The organism is Nocardioides sp. (assembly GCF_036493135.1).
Classification (GTDB): domain Bacteria; phylum Actinomycetota; class Actinomycetes; order Propionibacteriales; family Nocardioidaceae; genus Nocardioides.
Genome location: NZ_DASXQG010000066.1, coordinates 1 through 17157, shown reverse-complemented (window position 1 = coordinate 17157; position 17157 = coordinate 1). Strand labels below are relative to the sequence as shown.

Annotated in this window: 16 protein-coding genes; 5 read left to right on the top strand and 11 right to left on the bottom strand. The window is 70.9% G+C overall.

Annotated elements, in window-relative coordinates:
- Nucleotides 1–16 precede the first annotated feature (16 nt).
- On the top strand, nt 17–562 hold the full coding sequence (locus VGJ24_RS12515) for an NUDIX hydrolase (RefSeq protein WP_331500951.1): 546 nt from the start codon (nt 17–19) through the stop codon (nt 560–562).
- On the opposite strand, the gene tsaE is transcribed toward VGJ24_RS12515, so the two are convergent.
- From tsaE to VGJ24_RS12480, 7 genes are all read right to left on the bottom strand, one after another.
- Nucleotides 552–1463: a tRNA (adenosine(37)-N6)-threonylcarbamoyltransferase complex ATPase subunit type 1 TsaE gene (gene tsaE, locus VGJ24_RS12510; RefSeq protein ID WP_331500949.1), complete on the bottom strand. Its 912-nt coding sequence runs from the start codon at nt 1461–1463 to the stop codon at nt 552–554. The two genes, VGJ24_RS12515 and tsaE, sit on opposite strands and share 11 nt — an antisense overlap.
- A complete protein-coding gene (locus VGJ24_RS12505; protein ID WP_331500948.1) occupies nt 1460–2539 on the bottom strand; it encodes an alpha/beta hydrolase in 1080 nt (359 codons plus the stop codon). The genes tsaE and VGJ24_RS12505 overlap by 4 nt, the downstream gene beginning before the upstream one ends.
- Nucleotides 2536–3684, bottom strand: coding sequence for an alanine racemase (gene alr, locus VGJ24_RS12500; RefSeq protein WP_331500947.1), 1149 nt, complete (start codon nt 3682–3684; stop codon nt 2536–2538). The genes VGJ24_RS12505 and alr overlap by 4 nt, the downstream gene beginning before the upstream one ends.
- 118 nt (nt 3685–3802) lie before the next feature.
- Nucleotides 3803–5179 carry an NAD(P)H-hydrate epimerase gene (locus VGJ24_RS12495; protein WP_331500946.1) on the bottom strand — a complete coding sequence of 459 codons (1377 nt, stop codon included), beginning with the start codon at nt 5177–5179 and terminating at the stop codon, nt 3803–3805.
- Nucleotides 5176–5529 (bottom strand): holo-ACP synthase, encoded by a 354-nt coding sequence (locus VGJ24_RS12490; protein ID WP_331500945.1) that lies wholly within the window; start codon nt 5527–5529, stop codon nt 5176–5178. The genes VGJ24_RS12495 and VGJ24_RS12490 overlap by 4 nt, the downstream gene beginning before the upstream one ends.
- 6 nt (nt 5530–5535) lie before the next feature.
- Nucleotides 5536–7380 (bottom strand): glutamine--fructose-6-phosphate transaminase (isomerizing), encoded by a 1845-nt coding sequence (glmS, locus tag VGJ24_RS12485; RefSeq protein WP_331500944.1) that lies wholly within the window; start codon nt 7378–7380, stop codon nt 5536–5538.
- Nucleotides 7381–7446: 66 nt separating this feature from the next.
- A complete protein-coding gene (locus VGJ24_RS12480) occupies nt 7447–8826 on the bottom strand; it encodes a S53 family peptidase (RefSeq protein ID WP_331500943.1) in 1380 nt (459 codons plus the stop codon).
- A 193-nt stretch (nt 8827–9019) separates the two neighbouring features.
- On the opposite strand from VGJ24_RS12480, the gene coaA reads away from it, so the two are divergent.
- From coaA to VGJ24_RS12465, 3 genes are all read left to right on the top strand, one after another.
- Nucleotides 9020–9988, top strand: a complete 969-nt coding sequence (gene coaA / locus VGJ24_RS12475; protein WP_331500942.1) for a type I pantothenate kinase — start codon at nt 9020–9022, stop codon at nt 9986–9988.
- Nucleotides 9989–10164: 176 nt separating this feature from the next.
- A complete protein-coding gene (locus VGJ24_RS12470; protein WP_331500941.1) occupies nt 10165–11628 on the top strand; it encodes an APC family permease in 1464 nt (487 codons plus the stop codon).
- Between the two features lie 7 nt (nt 11629–11635).
- Nucleotides 11636–12649 (top strand): acetamidase/formamidase family protein, encoded by a 1014-nt coding sequence (locus tag VGJ24_RS12465; RefSeq protein WP_331500939.1) that lies wholly within the window; start codon nt 11636–11638, stop codon nt 12647–12649.
- Nucleotide 12650: 1 nt separating this feature from the next.
- Here the strand turns inward: VGJ24_RS12465 and VGJ24_RS12460 are convergent, their stop codons facing one another.
- From VGJ24_RS12460 to rplM, 4 genes are all read right to left on the bottom strand, one after another.
- The gene (locus VGJ24_RS12460) at nt 12651–13646 is read right to left on the bottom strand and encodes a GNAT family N-acetyltransferase (protein ID WP_331500938.1); all 996 of its coding nucleotides are present in this window, start codon (nt 13644–13646) and stop codon (nt 12651–12653) included.
- A gap of 62 nt (nt 13647–13708) precedes the next feature.
- Entirely contained in the window at nt 13709–15055 is a 1347-nt protein-coding gene (gene glmM, locus VGJ24_RS12455; RefSeq protein ID WP_331500937.1) for a phosphoglucosamine mutase, read from the bottom strand.
- A gap of 34 nt (nt 15056–15089) precedes the next feature.
- On the bottom strand, nt 15090–15617 hold the full coding sequence (gene rpsI, locus VGJ24_RS12450; RefSeq protein ID WP_331500973.1) for a 30S ribosomal protein S9: 528 nt from the start codon (nt 15615–15617) through the stop codon (nt 15090–15092).
- Nucleotides 15618–15685: 68 nt separating this feature from the next.
- Nucleotides 15686–16129 carry a 50S ribosomal protein L13 gene (gene rplM / locus VGJ24_RS12445; RefSeq protein WP_331500936.1) on the bottom strand — a complete coding sequence of 148 codons (444 nt, stop codon included), beginning with the start codon at nt 16127–16129 and terminating at the stop codon, nt 15686–15688.
- A gap of 279 nt (nt 16130–16408) precedes the next feature.
- Here rplM and VGJ24_RS12440 point away from each other — a divergent pair.
- The coding region (locus tag VGJ24_RS12440) for a citrate/2-methylcitrate synthase (RefSeq protein ID WP_331500934.1) at nt 16409–17157 on the top strand (749 nt) is incomplete at its 3' end.

Here is a 17157-nt window from a genome sequence, read left to right as displayed (position 1 = left end):
GTCCTAGGGTCCAGGCATGGGTGAGGACTGGGCCGCCAGGTTCCCCGAGCTGTTCCGGCCCAGGTTCGAGGAGTACGCGAACGCCGACCTCGAGCTCTGCCTGGGCGAGCCTGACGACGAGCAGGTGACACGCCTCCACGCCGTTCCGGTCGACCCGGAGGGTCGCGTGGTCGTGTGCCGGTCGATCGAGGAGTGGCGCTTCCTGCCCGGCGGCCGACGCGAGCCGGGCGAGACCCTCGCCGAGCTGTGCCGCCGCGAGCTGCGTGAGGAGGCGGGGTGCACCGTGCTCGGTGACCCGGGACCCGTCTTCGTCTACCAGCACGCGACGTCGCGCAACGCTGCGCCGTACCGGGCGCACTTCAGCCATCCGGTCTCCGCCTGGGCGTACGTCGTCGCGCGCGTCGAGGTGACCGACCCACCGACCAACCCGCCCGACGGCGAGTCCGTCGTGGAGGTGTGCGCGCTCCCCGCCCCGGAAGCGGCCGCCTGGGTACGGGTCCACGACCGGGAGCATGCGGACGTGATCCTGCTCGCGGAGGCGATGGGGCTGCTCAGGGGGTGAGCGCCGCGGCTCCGAGCCATCGCGTGCCGACCGGGGCGATCCGCACGCGACGGGGATCCAGGTCATCTCTCGGCTCGTCGGCCAGGGCACGCTCGATCCGCACCTCGACCCGGTCATCGGCGAGTCCTTCGGCGATCCCTTCGCCCCACTCGACCACGGTGACCGCCTCGTCGAGCGAGGTGTCGAGGTCGAGGTCGTCGAGCTCGGCGACGCCGCCGAGCCGGTAGGCGTCGACGTGCACGAGGGCCGGCCCGTCGCCGAGGGACGGGTGCACCCGCGAGATGACGAACGTCGGCGACGTGACGTCGCCGCGCACGCCGAGACCGGCGCCCAGCCCCTGGGCGAATGTCGTCTTCCCCGCGCCGAGCTCACCCGAGAGCACCACGACGTCACCGGCCCGCAGGCTCGTCGCGAGCGAACTGCCGAGCGTCCGCATCGAGGCGGAGTCGGGCGCGTCATACGACCTGGGGGCCGGCCGGCGGAGCTCGACGTACGGCGAGGTTCCGCCGACCGGCACGAAGCCGTGCTCCCGCCAGAACCTGCTCGTCGCCGGCAGCTCCTCGCGGGCCAGCACCGCGAGGTCGTCGAAGTCCGCGGCTCGCGCCATCGCCTCGGTCACCAGCGCGGTGGCGACCCCGTGGTCGCGCACCTCCGGCAGCACCCCGACTCGCCGTAGCCAGAGGGTGGATCTCTGGGGGTCGAGGACCAGCGCGCCCACGTCGCGGCCGTCGTCGTACGACGCGAGCAGGCCGCCGTGCGCGAGTGCCACCGCGATCGACTCCTCGGTCTCTCCGAGTGCCTCGGCGGGCGGATCGAGCACCGGTCGCGTCGAGAAGGCGGCGCGCACGATCGTCAGGACGGCCGGCGCCTCCTCGGGGCCGACCAGGCGGATCGTGGTCATCGTCGGTCGACCTTCTCGCCCGCCGACGCGAGCAGCCGGTCGAGCTCCTCGTTCACGTCGTCGTACCGCTCCATGATCACCAGGTGCCCGGCGCCCTCGCACTCGAGCAGCGTCGAACCGGTGATGTGAGCGTGCAGCTTGCGGCTGTGGCCGATCGAGGTCAGCTTGTCGACGGTGCCGCAGATGATCGTGGTCGGCACGACCGAGAGGGCCTTGACGGTCTCGAACTTGTCGAGCGAGGTGACGTTCGGGAAGAACTCCGCGACCACCTCGAAGGGCGTCGAGGAGAGCATCTGGTCGACGAACTCGACGTACGACTCGGGTACGTCGCCGCCGAACGCCAGCTCGTCGGTCGCGACCATGGCCACCGAGTGCCCGATCCGGCGCAGACCGTCGACGGTCCGGTGGCCGCGGGCCAGTACCGAGACGAGCCGCTGCGCGAACTGTCCGCCGACCGTTGACGGGAGCACGGGCACCAGCATCCGGTGTGGCTCGAGGCCTCCGGCCGTGGTCGAGATCAGCCCGACGCCGGCGATGCGGTCTCCGAAGAGCTCGGGGTGCTCCTCGGCCAGCGCGATGATCGTCATCCCGCCCATCGAGTGACCGACCAGCACGATCGGCCCTTGCGGGACCACGGTGTCGAGCACGGTCTTCAGGTCGCGGCCGAGCTGCTCGATCGTGGCGTGGCCGGGCGCCGACCGCCCGGAGCGGCCGTGGGAGCGCTGGTCGTAGAACACCGTGCGCACCAGACCGCGGTAGGCGGCGCGCTGGAAGTGCCAGGAGTCGAGGGTGAGCGAGTAGCCGTGCACGAAGACGACGGTCATGTCCGGCGCCGTTGCCCGGCGTCCGTTCGCGGCGTACTCGTCGATCTCCACGTGCAGGTCGACTCCGTCGTCGGCGACCACGGTGACCGGGGCCGAGCGCAGCGAGCCGAACGGCGTGTGGTCACCGGCGCCACGACGGCTGATCACCTGGCGACGACGGGCGACGCGGTACGCCGTCCCGGCGGCGGCGACGCCGACCGCGCCGGCGGCGACCCCGCCGGCGACCGACAGGACCTTGCGCGTGGTGCTCACCGGGCGACTCCCGGGTAGCGGCGGCTGAGCCGGCCGCCCATGCGGGTGACGATCTCGTAGTGGATGGTGCCGCAGGCGCGCGCCCAGTCGTCGGCGGTCGGCTCGCCCGTCGTACCCGGCCCGAAGAGCACGACGTCGTCGCCGGCGGCGGGCTGGTCGTCGCCGAGGTCGACCACGAACTGGTCCATGCAGATGCGACCCCGGATCGGCCTGCGCTTGCCCTCGACCCAGACCTCGGCGGTGTTGCCGGCGTGGCGGGGCACCCCGTCGCCGTACCCGAGCGGGACGAGTCCGACCCGGGTGTCGGAGGGCGCGGTCCAGGTGTGGCCGTAGGAGATCGAGGCGCCGGCGTGGAGCTCCTTGGTCAGCGCGAGAGGCGCGGTGACGGTCATCGCGGGCTCCAGGCCGAGGTCGGGGCTGACGCCGGGTGCCGGGTCGAGGCCGTACGCGGCGATCCCGCAGCGCACCAGGTCGAACCGGCTGGACGGTCGCAGGATCGCGCCGGCCGAGTTGGCCAGGTGGCGGACCTCGGGCCGGAGGCCGGCCACCTCGGCGCCCGCGAGGGCGTCGCGGAACTCGCGCTCCTGGGTCGCGTTGGCGGGGTGCTCGGGCTCGTCGCTACACGCGAAGTGCGACCAGATGCCGGTGATGCGCCAGACCCCGTCGGCCTCCCCCGCGCGGGCCGCCGCCAGCACGTCGGGCCAGAGATCCCTGGTCGAGCCCCCGCGTGAGAGGCCGGTGTCGATCTTGAGCTGGACCCGAGCCGGGGCACCGGCATCACCACCGCCGACCGCCTTCCGGATCCCCTCGAGCTCGGCGACGGAGTACGCCGTGACGTCGATGTCGCGCACGATCGCCGCCGCCCAGTCGTCTCCCGGCACGGTCAGCCAGCAGAGCAGCCGCCCCGTGTCGCCGGCCTCGCGGAGTCCGATCGCCTCCTCGATGGTGGCAACGCCGAGCCACGGAGCACCGGCCTCTCGGGCGGCCCGCGCGGACTCGACCATCCCGTGCCCGTACCCGTCGGCCTTGACCACGACCATCACATCGGCCCCGTCCGGCGCGACCAGGTCGCGGAGGATCCCGACGTTGCGCCGGATCGCGTCCAGATCGACCACGATCTCGGGTCGGCGGACCTCAGCGCTCATGCCTCCATCCTCCCATCGAGCCTCTGCTCACCGGCCCGTTGCCCGGTGGCCGGAGGGATAGTACGTATCAATCCGCCGCCAAGAAGTGCCCGCGGATGAGCCCGCCGTTTGATACGTACTATCGGAGGAGGGCGGTGATGACGGCGGGGAGGGCGCGGGCCACGGCCGGGGCGTTGGTCGGCCCGCCGTGGGCGGCGTACGTCGCGGCCGCACCGTGGAGCCAGGAACCGACCGAGCCCGCGTCGTACGGCGCGAGGCCGGCGGCCAGCAGGGCGCCACAGAGTCCGCCGAGCACGTCGCCCGCTCCGGCGACGGCGAGCCACGGCGTTCCGGTCGTGGTGACGCGCACCCGTCCATCGGGGGCGGCAGCCAGCGTGTGGTGACCCTTGAGCAGGACGGTCGCGGCGTACTCCGCCGCCGCGCGGCGGGCGAAGCCCAGCTGATCCGCCTCGACCTCCGACCGCTCGACGCCGAGCATCGCCGCGAGCTCGCCGGCGTGCGGCGTCAGCAGCGCCTGCCCGTCGACGGGGCGGTCGAGGTGCTGGAGGGCGTCGGCGTCGATCACCAGGGGTACGTCGTCGCGCTGCGCCGCCGCGAGCGCCTCGGCCGCGCCCTCGTCACCGCCGGAGCCGACGACCCACGCCTGCACCCTGCCCTCTCCCACGACCACCTCGGGATGGGCAGCGAGCACCGCGCCGGGCGCGCCCCCGGCGTACCGGACCATCCCGACCAACCCGCAGGCCGCCCCGGACGTCGAGAGCACCCCCGCGCCCGGGTAGCGCGCGGACCCGGCGCGGACGCCCACGACCCCGCGGCTGTACTTCTGCGCGTCGGGATGCGGCCGCGGCAGCAGCGCCGCGACGTCGTCGCTCTGCAGCGCGGTGACCGCGGCCTCCGGGAGGTCGAGGCCGATGTCCACCAGCTGCACGACGCCGCACGCGGAGGCAGCCGGCTCGACCAGGTGACAGACCTTGTGGGTGCCGAACGTGACCGTCAGGTCGGCCGTCACGTGCTCCCCCTCGACCCGTCCGGTGTCGACCTCGGCCCCGCTCGGTGTGTCGACGGCGACCATCGGCGTGCCGGCGACGGCGCGTACCGCCTCCGCCGCCCGCTCCCGCAGCCCCGGACGTCCGCCGATGCCGACGATGCCGTCCAGGACGACGTCGGCCGTGGCGCGCTCGTCGAGGTCGACCAGGCGCCCACCGCCGGCTCGCAGTGCCGCGAGTCCGCCCTCGTGGAGCGCGTCCGCGACGGCGACCGCCTCGACCCGGGCACCCCGACGAGCCAGCATCGCGCCGGCGTACAACGCGTCCCCACCGTTGTCGCCCGGACCGACCAGGAGCAGGATCCGGCGCGCGTACGCACCCCCGAGCAGGTCGATGACCGACGACGCCAGCCCGGCCGCGGCCCGCTGCATCAGCGCGCCCTCGGGCACCTGCGCCATCAGCGCCTTCTCCGCCGCCCGAACCTGCTCGACGGTGTGGGCCGACCTCATGACTCCAGCACCACCACCGCCGAGGCGATGCCGGCGTCGTGTGAGAGGGACAGGTGGACGGTGGCGGCGTCCAGCTCGGCGGCGCGGGCAGCGACGGTGCCGGTCAGCGAGAACAGCGGTCGGCCCGAGGACTCCGACACCACCTCGGCGTCGTGCCAGTCCAGGTTGCCGGGCGCCCCGAGCGCCTTGGCCAGCGCCTCCTTCGCCGCGAACCGTGCGGCCAGCGAGGCCACGGGGCGCGTCGCCTCGGTGGCCGTGAACAAGCGATCGACCATCCCGGGCGTACGACGCAGCGCGTCCTCGAAGCGCGAGATGTCGACCACGTCGATGCCGACGCCCACGACCGCCACGGGGACCTACTCGACCGTGACGGACTTGGCCAGGTTGCGCGGCTGGTCGACGTCGTGGCCGAGCCGCGACGCAAGCTCGCACGCGAACAGCTGAAGGGGTACGACGGCCGGGATCGGCTGGAGCAACGTCGAGACCCGCGGCAGGCGGATCACCGCGTCCGCGAACTCCTCGATCCCCGTGTCGTCGTCCTCGACCAGCACGATCGTCCGCGCACCGCGGGCCCGGATCTCCTGGATCGCGCTGACCATCTTGTCGTGGAGCTGGTCGCGCCCCTTCGGAGGCACGACGCAGAACACCGGCAGGCCCGGCTCGATCAGCGCGATCGGCCCGTGCTTGAGCTCGCCGGCGGCGAAACCCTCGGCGTGCAGGTAGGCCAGCTCCTTGAGCTTGAGCGCCCCCTCGAGCGCGATCGGGAACCCGACGTGCCGACCGAGGAACAGCACCGACCGCGCGCCCTTCAGCTCGTCGGCCAGTGCGTACAGGTCGTCGGCACCGTCGAGGATCCGCTGCACGTGGTCGGGCATGTCGCGCAGCTCCCCGACGACCGCCGCGATCTCGTCGGCGTACGACGTGCCGCGGACCTGCGCGAGGTAGAGCCCGAGCAGGTACGCCGCCACCATCTGGGTGATGAAGCCCTTGGTCGACGCGACCCCGATCTCCGGGCCGGCGTGGGTGTAGATCACCGCGTCGGACTCCCGCGGGATCGTCGAGCCGTTGGTGTTGCAGATCGCCAGCACCTTCGACCGCTGCTCCCGCGCGTGCCGGATCGCCATCAACGTGTCGGCCGTCTCGCCGGACTGGCTGATCGCGACCACCAGCGTCGACCGGGTGAGGATCGGGTCGCGATAGCGGAACTCGTGGGCGAGCTCGACCTCGCACGGGATGCGGGTCCAGTGCTCGATCGCGTACTTCGCCACCAGCCCCGCGTAGAAAGCCGTACCGCACGCGATGATGATGATCTTGTCGACGTCGCGGAGCTCGTGCTCGGAGATCCGGATCTCGTCCAGCTGCAACCGCCCGGACGCGTCGTGCCGGCCGAGCAGGGCATCGGCGATCGCCCGCGGCTGCTCGAAGATCTCCTTGCGCATGAACCAGTCGAAGCCGTCCTTCTCGGCGGCAGAGAGGTCCCAGTCGACGTGGTACCGCAGGCCTTCAGCGGGCGTGCCGTCGAAGCCGATCACCTCGACGCCCTCGCGGGTGATCGTGACGATCTGGTCCTGGCCGAGCTCCAGGGCCTCCCGCGTGTGCTCGATGAACGCGGCGACGTCGGAGCCGATGAAGTTCTCGCCCTCGCCGATCCCGACGACCAGCGGGGAGTTACGTCGTGCGGCCACGACGCGCGAGGAGTCCTGGGCGTCCACCGCCACCAGCGTGAAGGCACCCTCGAGCCGCGAACAGACCTGCCGCATCGCCTCGGTGAGCGTGACTCCGTCGGCCAGGGCGGTCTCGACCAGGTGCGCGGCGATCTCGGTGTCGGTCTCCGACCGCAGCTCGTCGCCGGCCGCGACGACCTCGGCCCGGAGCTCGGCGAAGTTCTCGATGATGCCGTTGTGCACGAGCGCGACCCGGCCGTGGTTGCCGGAGTGCGGGTGGGCGTTGGTGTCGTTGGGCGCACCGTGGGTGGCCCACCGGGTGTGTCCGATCCCCGTCGTGGACCCGGGAAGCGGGGTCTCCACCAGCTGCTTCTCGAGGTTGGCCAGCTTCCCGGCCTTCTTCGCCCAGGCGATGCCGTGGTCGGCGACGAGCGCGACCCCGGCCGAGTCGTAGCCGCGGTACTCCAGCCGCCGCAGCCCCTCGATGACGACGTCCTGGGCGCTCTTCTCGCCGACGTATCCCACGATGCCGCACATGGGCCGGAGTCTAACGGCGGGGCCGGCCACCGAAGGGTGACCGGCCCCGTCGCTCGGGTTCTACGGTCAGTCGGCCAACCGCCGCACGAGGTGCGCTGCGTTCGGTGTGCCGAGGCCTGTCACCGCGTCCCAGCCGGGTCCGGCCGAGTAGCCGAATCCGCCCAGCTCGGCGACGTCGTTGTTGCCCGTCGTCACGTCGTGGAAGGTCGCGGCGTACGACGACGGCTTCCGGGCGAGGCGATACAGCGCCGGGTTGATGTCACCGATCCGGTGGTGTGCCACCTGGTCGGCGATCGCGGCGATGGCCGACCACTGCGGCGTGCCGGCGCTCGTGCCTCCGAAGAGGAAGAACGCCGGGTCGTTCGGCGCGAGTCCGACGGTCAGGTTGCAGACGGCGCAGTGCGTGAGCACACCGCCGTTGACGCCCGCGTTGTAGGCGACGTCCGGCACTCCGCGAGCCGATCCCGGGACCAGTCCGTCCTGGAAGCCCGGCTTCGTGAACAGGGTGCTGAACCCGCCACCGCTGCAGTTCACGTCGCTCGTGGCGACCGCCGGCGGGTTGCAGCCGAAGACCTCGGTCCACGCGGTCTCGCCCTGGTAGGCGCCGGTCACAGCGTCGGCGTTGAGCGTCGTCCCGCCGACACCCGTCACGAACGGGTCGGAGGCGGGCGAGCTCGCCGCCAGCACGGCGCCGGCGCCCACGCACGCCGGCTGGGCCGCACCGGAGTCGCCCGACGAGGCGAAGACGGTCCAGTGCTGGTTCTTGGCCTTGACGAACATCTGGTGCTGCGCCCTGGCGATCGCCGGGTCGACGCACTGCTCGGCCTCGCCGAAGCTCTGCGAGAGGACGTCACCGAGGTGGTGGTTGATGGCGAACTGCGTGGCCGCCAGGATGTCGGCGTCCTCGTTGCTCTTGGCCTGGACCAGCACGATCTTGGCGCCGGGCGCGATCGCGTGGGCCCAGAGCACGTCGAGCGTGGTCTCCTCGGCCCAGCCGACCTGGTTCGGGTCGGTGATGTCGAACGCCGGCACGCCCTGCGGGGCGACCTTGCGGAAGTTGGCCTTCTTCAGGTCGAAGGTCCGGTTGAAGATGTTCAGGTCGGTGCGGATGTACGGCTGGTCGTAGGCGTCGACGATCACGATCGTTCGCCCCCGGCCGTCCTTTCCGTCCCTGAGCAGCGGGGTGACGTTGTAGGCCTTCTGGATCTGGCTCGGCTGGTAGCAGCGCGGGCTTCCGTTGGAGAAGTCGATCGGGTTCGACTGGCACGTGAACGTGGCCTTGTTCGGGTTGATGTTCACCTTGTGGATCAGCGGATCCACCGTGATGCGGTGAGGCTTGACGCCCGCCGCGCCGGCAGGTGAGGCGGCGCCGACGCCGCTGGCGCCGATCGCGGCGGCGGCCAGACAGGCCACACCGAGCCGCACCGAGAGTGGAGTTTTCTTCACTGACAGGACTCCTCGCTTGTGATGGAGCGTGCTGGAGATGGCCCGTCTCGCGGCCCGGTAGGGCCGGATGGGGGCCGTCTCGCACTTTTGCACTGCCGTGGTCCATGGTCAATCGATGTATTTGGGTATCGCGAAGGCCACCGGCGACCGCCCGCGACGGGACGCCGCCGGGCCGACTGCCAGAATGCGCGCCATGCCCAACGGAGCCCCCCGGGGAGCGAACGGTGAGTCCTCGCCGTACGTCGAGCTCGACCGCGACGCCTGGGCCGCGCTCGGGGAGCAGGTCGACCAGCCACTGTCGGCCGCGGAGGTCTCGAGGCTCCGCGGCCTCGGCGACGAGCTGGACCTCGACGAGGTGCGGCAGGTCTACCTCCCGCTCTCGCGCCTCCTGAGCCTGCGGGTGGAGGCCGCGCGGCGACTCCACCGCCAGCAGGAGGAGTTCCTCCACCAGCCGCAGCCGCCGCGCACGCCGTTCGTGATCGGGCTCGCCGGCTCGGTCGCGGTCGGCAAGTCGACCACCGCCCGCGTGCTCCAGCAGATGCTGGGGCACTGGGACGAGCATCCTCACGTCGCCCTGGTGACGACCGACGGCTTCCTGCACCCCAACGCGGAGCTCGAGCGGCGGGGTCTGCTGCAGCGCAAGGGGTTCCCCGAGTCCTACGACCGCCGGGCCCTGCTGCGGTTCGTGGTCGACATCAAGTCCGGCAAGGACGAGGTCGAGGCCCCGACGTACTCCCACCTCGTCTACGACGTGGTGGCCGACGAGAAGGTCGTCGTGCGCCACCCCGACATCGTGATCCTCGAGGGTCTCAACGTCCTCCAGCCCGCGCGGGTCACCGAAGACGGCCGCGCCGGTCTGGCGCTGAGCGACTTCTTCGACTTCGGCATCTACGTCGACGCGGCCACCACCGACATCCGGCAGTGGTACGTCGACCGGTTCCTGCGGCTGCGCCGGACCGCCTTCGCCGACCCGGCGTCGTACTTCCGTCGCTACGCCGCACTCTCGGCCGACGAGGCGACCTCGACCGCCTCCGACATCTGGGACTCCATCAACGGTCCCAACCTCGAGCAGAACATCAAGCCGACCCGGTCCCGCGCCACCCTGGTGCTGCGCAAGGCCCGGGACCACTCCGTGCAGTACGTGCGACTTCGCAAGCTCTGAGGAGGTGCGGTGGCTGGCTGGAGGCCCGCCCGGGGCCACGCTCGTTCGACCCGGTCCGGGCGGCCCGGCTCGCACGCTCGGCGAATCGGTGGTGCCTCACGCGTTGTCGGCGGGTCCGCCGCGGTCCTAGATTGAGTGGGTTTCCCCGAGCATCCCCGAGCCTGAGGAGCGTGGCGATGGCGGCCGACGTACACCCTGCAGACACCGGAGGATCCGCGCTGAAGCGTGGCGCGGTGAGCTTCAGCGGCGTCCTCTTCCAGTCGATCACGTTCATGGCGCCGGCCATCGCGACGGCGCTCTCGATCCCACTCGGGATCTCCTACGCCGGCGGCGCCGCTCCCCTGGCGGTGATCCTGGCCCTGGTCGCCTGCCTGTTCGCCGCCAACTCGATCGGTCAGCTGTCGAAGCACCTGCCGTCGGCGGGCTCCTTCTACACCTTCGTCAGCCACGGCATCCACCCGCAGGTCGGCTTCCTGGTCGCCTGGGGGTTCCTGCTCGGCGTCATCGTCGGTGGGCCCTTCCTGGCCCTGCAGATGGGCTTCGTCGTCGCCGGCACCCTGAACCAGGAGTGGGGCTGGTCGAACGACACCTGGTGGATCTGGACGGTTGTGGTCTGCCTGCTGATATTCGCGCTCGGCTACCGCGGCATCACGGCGTCCACCAGGGTCGGCGTACTGCTCGGCGCCTTCGAGATCCTGGTCTTCGTCGGGATCTCCTTGACCCTGATCGTCCAGGCAGGTGGCGACAACACCCTGCAGGTGTTCGGCACCCACTACGCCAACAACCCCGACTACACCGGCTGGTCCGGGGTGATCGCCGGGTCGGTCTTCACGATCCTGGCCTTCATCGGGTTCGAGCAGGCGGCCCCGATCGCCGAGGAGGCACGCGAACCGCGGCGCACGATCCCGCTCGCGATCATCCTGGCGTGCCTGGGCATCGGCGTGTTCTACATCCTCAACACCTACGCCAGCGCCGTCTCGTTCGGTCCGGCCAACATGATCAACTTCACCGCAGACGACAGCAACCCGTGGCAGAACGTGCTCGCCCGCGACGCGTGGGGTGGCCTGGGCTTCCTGCTGGTGTTCCTGGCACTGGTCAACTCGATCATCGCCAACCAGAACGCCGCCAACAACTCCTCTACCCGGACGATGTTCGCGATGGGCCGGATCCGACTTCTCCCCGAGGGGCTCGGCCGGCTCAACCCGTTCGGCTCTCCCTTGGTGCCCCTGCTCGCGCAGCTGGTGGTCTCGCTGGCGGTGGCGCTGTTCCTCGGGTTCTACTACGACCCGGTCACCGGGTTCGCGCTGACCGCCACGATCCTGGTCGACATCTTCGCACCGATGTACATCCTGCTGAACATCGCCTGCCTGACGTACTTCCTGCGCTTCCGGCGCGACGAGTTCAACATCGTGCGGCACGCGATCCTGCCGATCCTCGGCGCGCTGGCCTTCATCCCGGCGTTCTTCGCCGGCGCCGGCATCCCGGCGTTCAGCTTCATCACCAGCCTGCCGAGGCCGCTGTGGTACGCCGGGCCGGCCGCCGCGATCTGGATGGTGATCGGGGTGGTCTACCTGATCGTGCTCAACCGACGAGACCCGGGCCGGATCCTCGAGACCAAGCGCGTCTTCGACGAGGCCTGATCGCCCGATGGACGTCCTGAGGTACTCACCCGCCGCCGACGAGCTGGCCTGGACGTTCGGCGGCGTCGCGCCGGTGCGCCGGGTCAAACCGGGCACGGTGCTCGAGCTGTGGACGGAGGACGCGTTCGCCGGCAAGGTCCGCACCACCGACGACCTGGTGTCGCGGGTGATCGAGTTCCCGTTCGTGAACCCGCTGACCGGGCCGTTCCATGTCGAGGGGGCCGAACCCGGCGACACCCTCGCGGTCCACTTCGTGTCGATCGAGCCGTCGCGCGACTGGGCGGCGTCGAGCACGATCCCGCTGTTCGGGGCCCTCACGACGACCCACGTCACAGCCGGTCTCCAGGAGCCGCTGGACGAGCTGGTCTGGCTGTACGACGTGGACACCGTCGGCCGCACGGTGACGTTCCGCGCACGACGTACCGACGACGAGGTGGAGCTGCCGCTGGACCCCATGCACGGCACCGTCGGCGTCGCCCCCGCCAACCTGGAGGCCCGCTCGTCGCTGGTGCCTGACGCCCACGGCGGCAACATGGACACCCCCGAGATGCGGGCCGGCGTCACCTGCTTCCTCGGGGTGAACGTCGAGGGCGCGCTGTTCGCGCTGGGTGACGGCCACTGCCGGCAGGGCGAGGGTGAGACCTGTGGCGTGGCGGTCGAGGCGGCGATGGACACCACCGTCATCGTCGACGTGATCAAGCGTGTGTCGACCCCGTGGCCGCGGCTGGAGTCGGACGATCACCTGATGAGCGCCGGCTCGGCACGACCGCTCGAGGATGCCTTCCGCATCGCCCAGCACGACCTGGTCACGTGGATCGGCGAGGAGTGCGGCCTCGACCCGCTCGACGCCTACCAGTTGGTCACCCAGGCCTGCGAGTCGCCCATCGCCAACGTCTGCGACCCCAACTACACCGTCGTGGCCAAGATCCGGAAGCAGTACCTGCCCCGCCTCGACGCCTACGCCGGCGCCCACGCGCGCCTGAAGGAGATGAGCGCCGGCTACCAGGCCCAGCGGCTGTGACTCAGAGGCGCTTGTGGTACTCGACCAGGGTCTCGACGACCTGGTAGCCCATCGCCCCGTTGATCGCGTTCATGTGGTCGTTGACCTCGGCGTTGCTGGTCATCACCAGCCGGCATTCGGGGAACGCCGCGCGCAGAGCGCGATGGCTGTCCAGCTTGGTGGCGAGCCCGAGCCGGTGGCCGCGGTGCTCGGGCAGCACCATGGTGACGCTGATGTGAGCGGTGCGCGGGTCGTGCGCGCTGACCCGGACCCCGGTCAGGCCGACGACGGATCCGTCGGGCGCGACCGCCACCGACTCGAATGTCGCGAGCCCGATCTGGACGCGGCGTTCCTCCGCGGCCCGCACCCGCTCGACGGTCCAGTCCCGGTCCTCCAGGTCGAGGTCGCCCTGCGGGATCAGACTCATCGCGCGGCTCAGCGCGGTGCCGAACGAGTCGACGTACTCGTCCGGGCACCGGTCGCGCCAGGTGACGACCCGATAGTCGCCGAGCGCTGCCGCCACCTGGTCCTCGAGAGCACGCCACCCGGGCTCCGCTGCGGCGAGGTCAACGGCCTTCACCCCCTCGCGGTTGGCCACCACGTAGCCCCTGGACTCCGCGAACGCCGAGCCGCCGCCGTCCCCGCGGGGGGTCTGGAACACCTCGGTGAGCACCCGTTCCCGGCCCGCGGCCCCGGCCCGACGCTCCAGCTCCTCGAGCACCGCACTGCCGACACCTCGCCGGCGGTGGTCGGGATGGGCCATCACGTCGGCGTAGGCCACCGTCGGGTTGTCGTCCAGCGGCAGGTTGAGCAGGCTCACCCCGAGAGCGGTGGATCCGTCGAAGGCACCGAAGAGCTGGAGCTCGAACCCCGGCGGATCGTTCGAGAGAGCCCGCCCGGCGGCTTCCCACGAAGGGATCAGGTCTGCCCGCCGATGGGACTGGCTGGCGCGCCACGCGTCGTACCACCGGTGCAACTGTGCTTCGTCACCGGTGTCGATGCCGCGGATCTCGAGCATCCCCGCACGCTATGAGACACGGAGCGCAGACGACATGCATTTTCGGGTCGCGCGGTGACGCGTCAGAGCGCGAGTCGACGTCGTACGACGTCCGCGAGGCGCTGCGCGACGGCCGCAGCCTCCTCGGACGACGCGGCCTCGACCATGACCCGCACCAGCGGCTCGGTGCCCGACGGGCGGAGCAGGACCCGGCCGGTGTCGCCGAGCTTGTCCTGTTCGACGGCGACAGCCGCGACCAGCTCGGGGTCATCGGTCCCGTCCTTGTCGACCCCGGGCACGTTGACCAGAATCTGCGGGAGCCGGGTGACGACCGAGGCGAGGTCTCTCAGCGAGGACGCCGTCCGCGACATCCGTTGCAGGACCTGGAGGGCGGTCAGGATGCCGTCGCCGGTGGTGGCGTGCTCGCGCATGATGATGTGGCCGGACTGCTCGCCGCCGAGGTTGAAGCCGCCTGCGCGCATCGTCTCGAGCACGTACCGGTCGCCGACGGCCGTCTGGTGCACGGTGATGCCGGCCTGCCGCATCGCCTGCAGGAAGCCGAGATTGCTCATCACGGTGGCGACGACGGCGTCGTGCGCGAGCCTTCCGGTCTCGTGGAGGTCGAGCGCCATCATCGCCATCAGCTGGTCGCCGTCCACCGTCGCGCCGGTGTGGTCCACCGCGAGGCACCGGTCGGCGTCGCCGTCGAGGGCGAACCCGACGTCCGCACCGCGCTCGAGCACGGCCTTGGACAGGCCCTCGAGGTGCGTCGAGCCGCAGCGCTCGTTGATGTTGAGGCCGTCGGGATCGTCGTTGAGGGCGATCACGTCGGCACCGGCGGCGCGGAGCGTGTGCGGGCCTACCACGGAGGCCGCGCCGTTCGCGCAGTCGAGCACGACCCGGATCGCGGACAGCGGTCGGTCGAGGGTGGCGACGAGGTGGTCGGCGTACTCCTCGACCGAGCGGGCGTACGGCGTGACGCGGCCGACGTCGCCGCCGACAGGGCGGTCCCACGGCTCGCCGACGTGCGCCTCGATCTCCCGCTCCAGGGCGTCGTCGAGCTTCACACCGCCACGGGCGAGGAACTTGATGCCGTTGTCCGGCATCGGGTTGTGCGACGCACTGATCACCACGCCCACGTCGGCGCCGAGGGCGTCGGTCAGGTAGGCGACGCCCGGCGTCGGCAGGACGCGCAGGCGGATGACGTCGACGCCGGCGGAGGCCAGGCCGGCCACGACCGCGTGCTCCAGGAACTGCCCCGAGATCCGCGTGTCGCGACCGACCACGGCCACCGGACGCTGTCCGGAGAAGGCGCCGTGGTCGACCAGCACACGAGCAGCGGCGACCCCGAGGTCGACCGCCAGCTCGGCGGTGATCTCACCGTTGGCCAGCCCGCGGGCTCCGTCGGTGCCGAAGATCCGCTGCGTCATGGCGCGATCATCGCAGGGCCTCGCAGGGCGAACGTCAGCGTTTGCTGAACTGCGGAGCCTTGCGGGCCTTCTTGAGACCGGCCTTCTTGCGCTCGATCACGCGGGCGTCGCGGGTCAGCAGTCCGGCCTTCTTCAGGGTCGGGCGGTTGGCCTCGACATCGATTGCGTTCAGCGCGCGGGCTACGCCCAGCCGGAGGGCACCGGCCTGGCCGGTGATCCCGCCGCCGTGGATGCGGGCGATGACGTCGAACCGGCCGTCGAGCTGGAGCGCCGCGAAGGGCTCCTTGACGACCTGCTGGTGCAGCTTGTTCGGGAAGTAGGAGTCCAGCGGGCGACCGTTGATGGTCCACACGCCGGTGCCCGGCACGATCCGTACGCGAGCCACGGCTTCCTTGCGGCGGCCGGTCGCGGCGGCCGGAGCGATGGTGGCGGGGCGCGCCGGGTCGGCCGCCGGGGCGCTCTCCGAGGTGTAGGTCACGCCCTGCTCGTCGGTCGTGAACGCCTCGACCTCGGCGGTGCCGTCGGTCGTGCCGTCGGTTGTGCCGTCGGCGGTGCCCTCGATGGTGGTGGTGTCGTCAGCCACGGAAGTTCCTTCGCTTGTCTGCTCTGCAGTCGGGGTCGTCGGCGGGGTCACTGGGAGACCTGCGTGATCTCGAACGGCTTGGCCTGCTGGGCCTGGTGGGGGTGGGTAGGGCCGGAGTAGACCTTGAGCTTCTTCAGCGTCTGGCGGCCGAGCTTGTTCTTGGGCAACATCCCCCACACCGCGCCCTCGATGACCTTGCGGGCGTCCTTCTCCAGCTGCTTGCCCACGGGGGTGGCCGTGAGGCCGCCCGGGTAGCCGGAGTGGCGGTAGAGGAGCTTGCTGTTCAGCTTGTCGCCGGTCAGGGCGACCTTCTCCGCGTTGACGACGATGACGAAGTCACCCATGTCCATGTGCGGGGCGAAGGTCGGCTTGTGCTTGCCACGCAGGAGATTTGCTGCCTGGACGGCGAGCTTGCCGAGGACGATGTCGGTGGCGTCGATGACATGCCACTCGCGCTGGACGTCGCCGGGCTTCGGGCTGTAGGTACGCACGTGCGTCTGCCTCACTCGTTCGTTGGTCCGGCGGACGGTGGTCCGTCGGGGTGCTGCCACGACCTCTGACGAACACTGCCCGGCTCATCTTCGTCCGGGTCTGCACCTCGACCGACGTAGTCGGGGCACGGCAGGAGTCGCGACCGCCCAATCTACCGGTTGCCCAGGTCAGCGACCAATTCGCGGTGGGCGGGTGGACAAGGTCATGGTGTCGATCCTGACATTGCCGGGGTGAAGACCCGATTCGCCCCCCGCAGGAGCCCGAAGTAGGTTGGCAACGTGAATGACTCCCTCACCGTCCGCGACAACCGCACCGGCCAGGAGTACGACGTACCGATCGAGAACGGTGCGGTGAAGGGCGCGGACCTCGGCAAGATCAAGGACGGCGAAGGCAGCGCCCTCGCCGTGTACGACCCCGGCTTCGTCAACACCGCGTCGTGCAAGAGCAGTGTCACGTTCATCGACGGCGACGAGGGGGTCCTGGAGTACCGCGGCTACCCGATCGAGCAGCTGGCCGAGAAGTCGACCTTCCTCGAGGTCGCCTACCTGTTGGTGCACGGTGAGCTGCCGGCCAAGGCCCAGTACGAGAGCTGGGTCCACGACATCACCTACCACACGTTCGTCCACGAGAACGTCAAGACGTTCATGGAGGGCTTCCGGTACGACGCCCACCCGATGGGCATGCTGATGGCCTCCGTCGGTGCGCTGTCGACGTTCTACCCAGACGCGCGCCACATCGACGACGACGAGATCCGCCAGCTCCAGATCGTGCGGATGATCGCGAAGATGCCGACCCTCGGCGCATGGGCCTTCCGGCACGCGCAGGGCAAGCCGTTCGTCTACCCCGACAACGAGCTCGGCTACACCGCGAACTTCCTCTCGATGCTGTTCCGGATGAGCGAGGACCGCTTCGTCGCCGACGAGCGGCTGGTCCGGGCGCTCGACGTACTGTTCATCCTGCACGCCGACCACGAGCAGAACTGCTCGACCAACGCCGTCCGCTCGATCGGCTCCTCGCAGGTCGACCC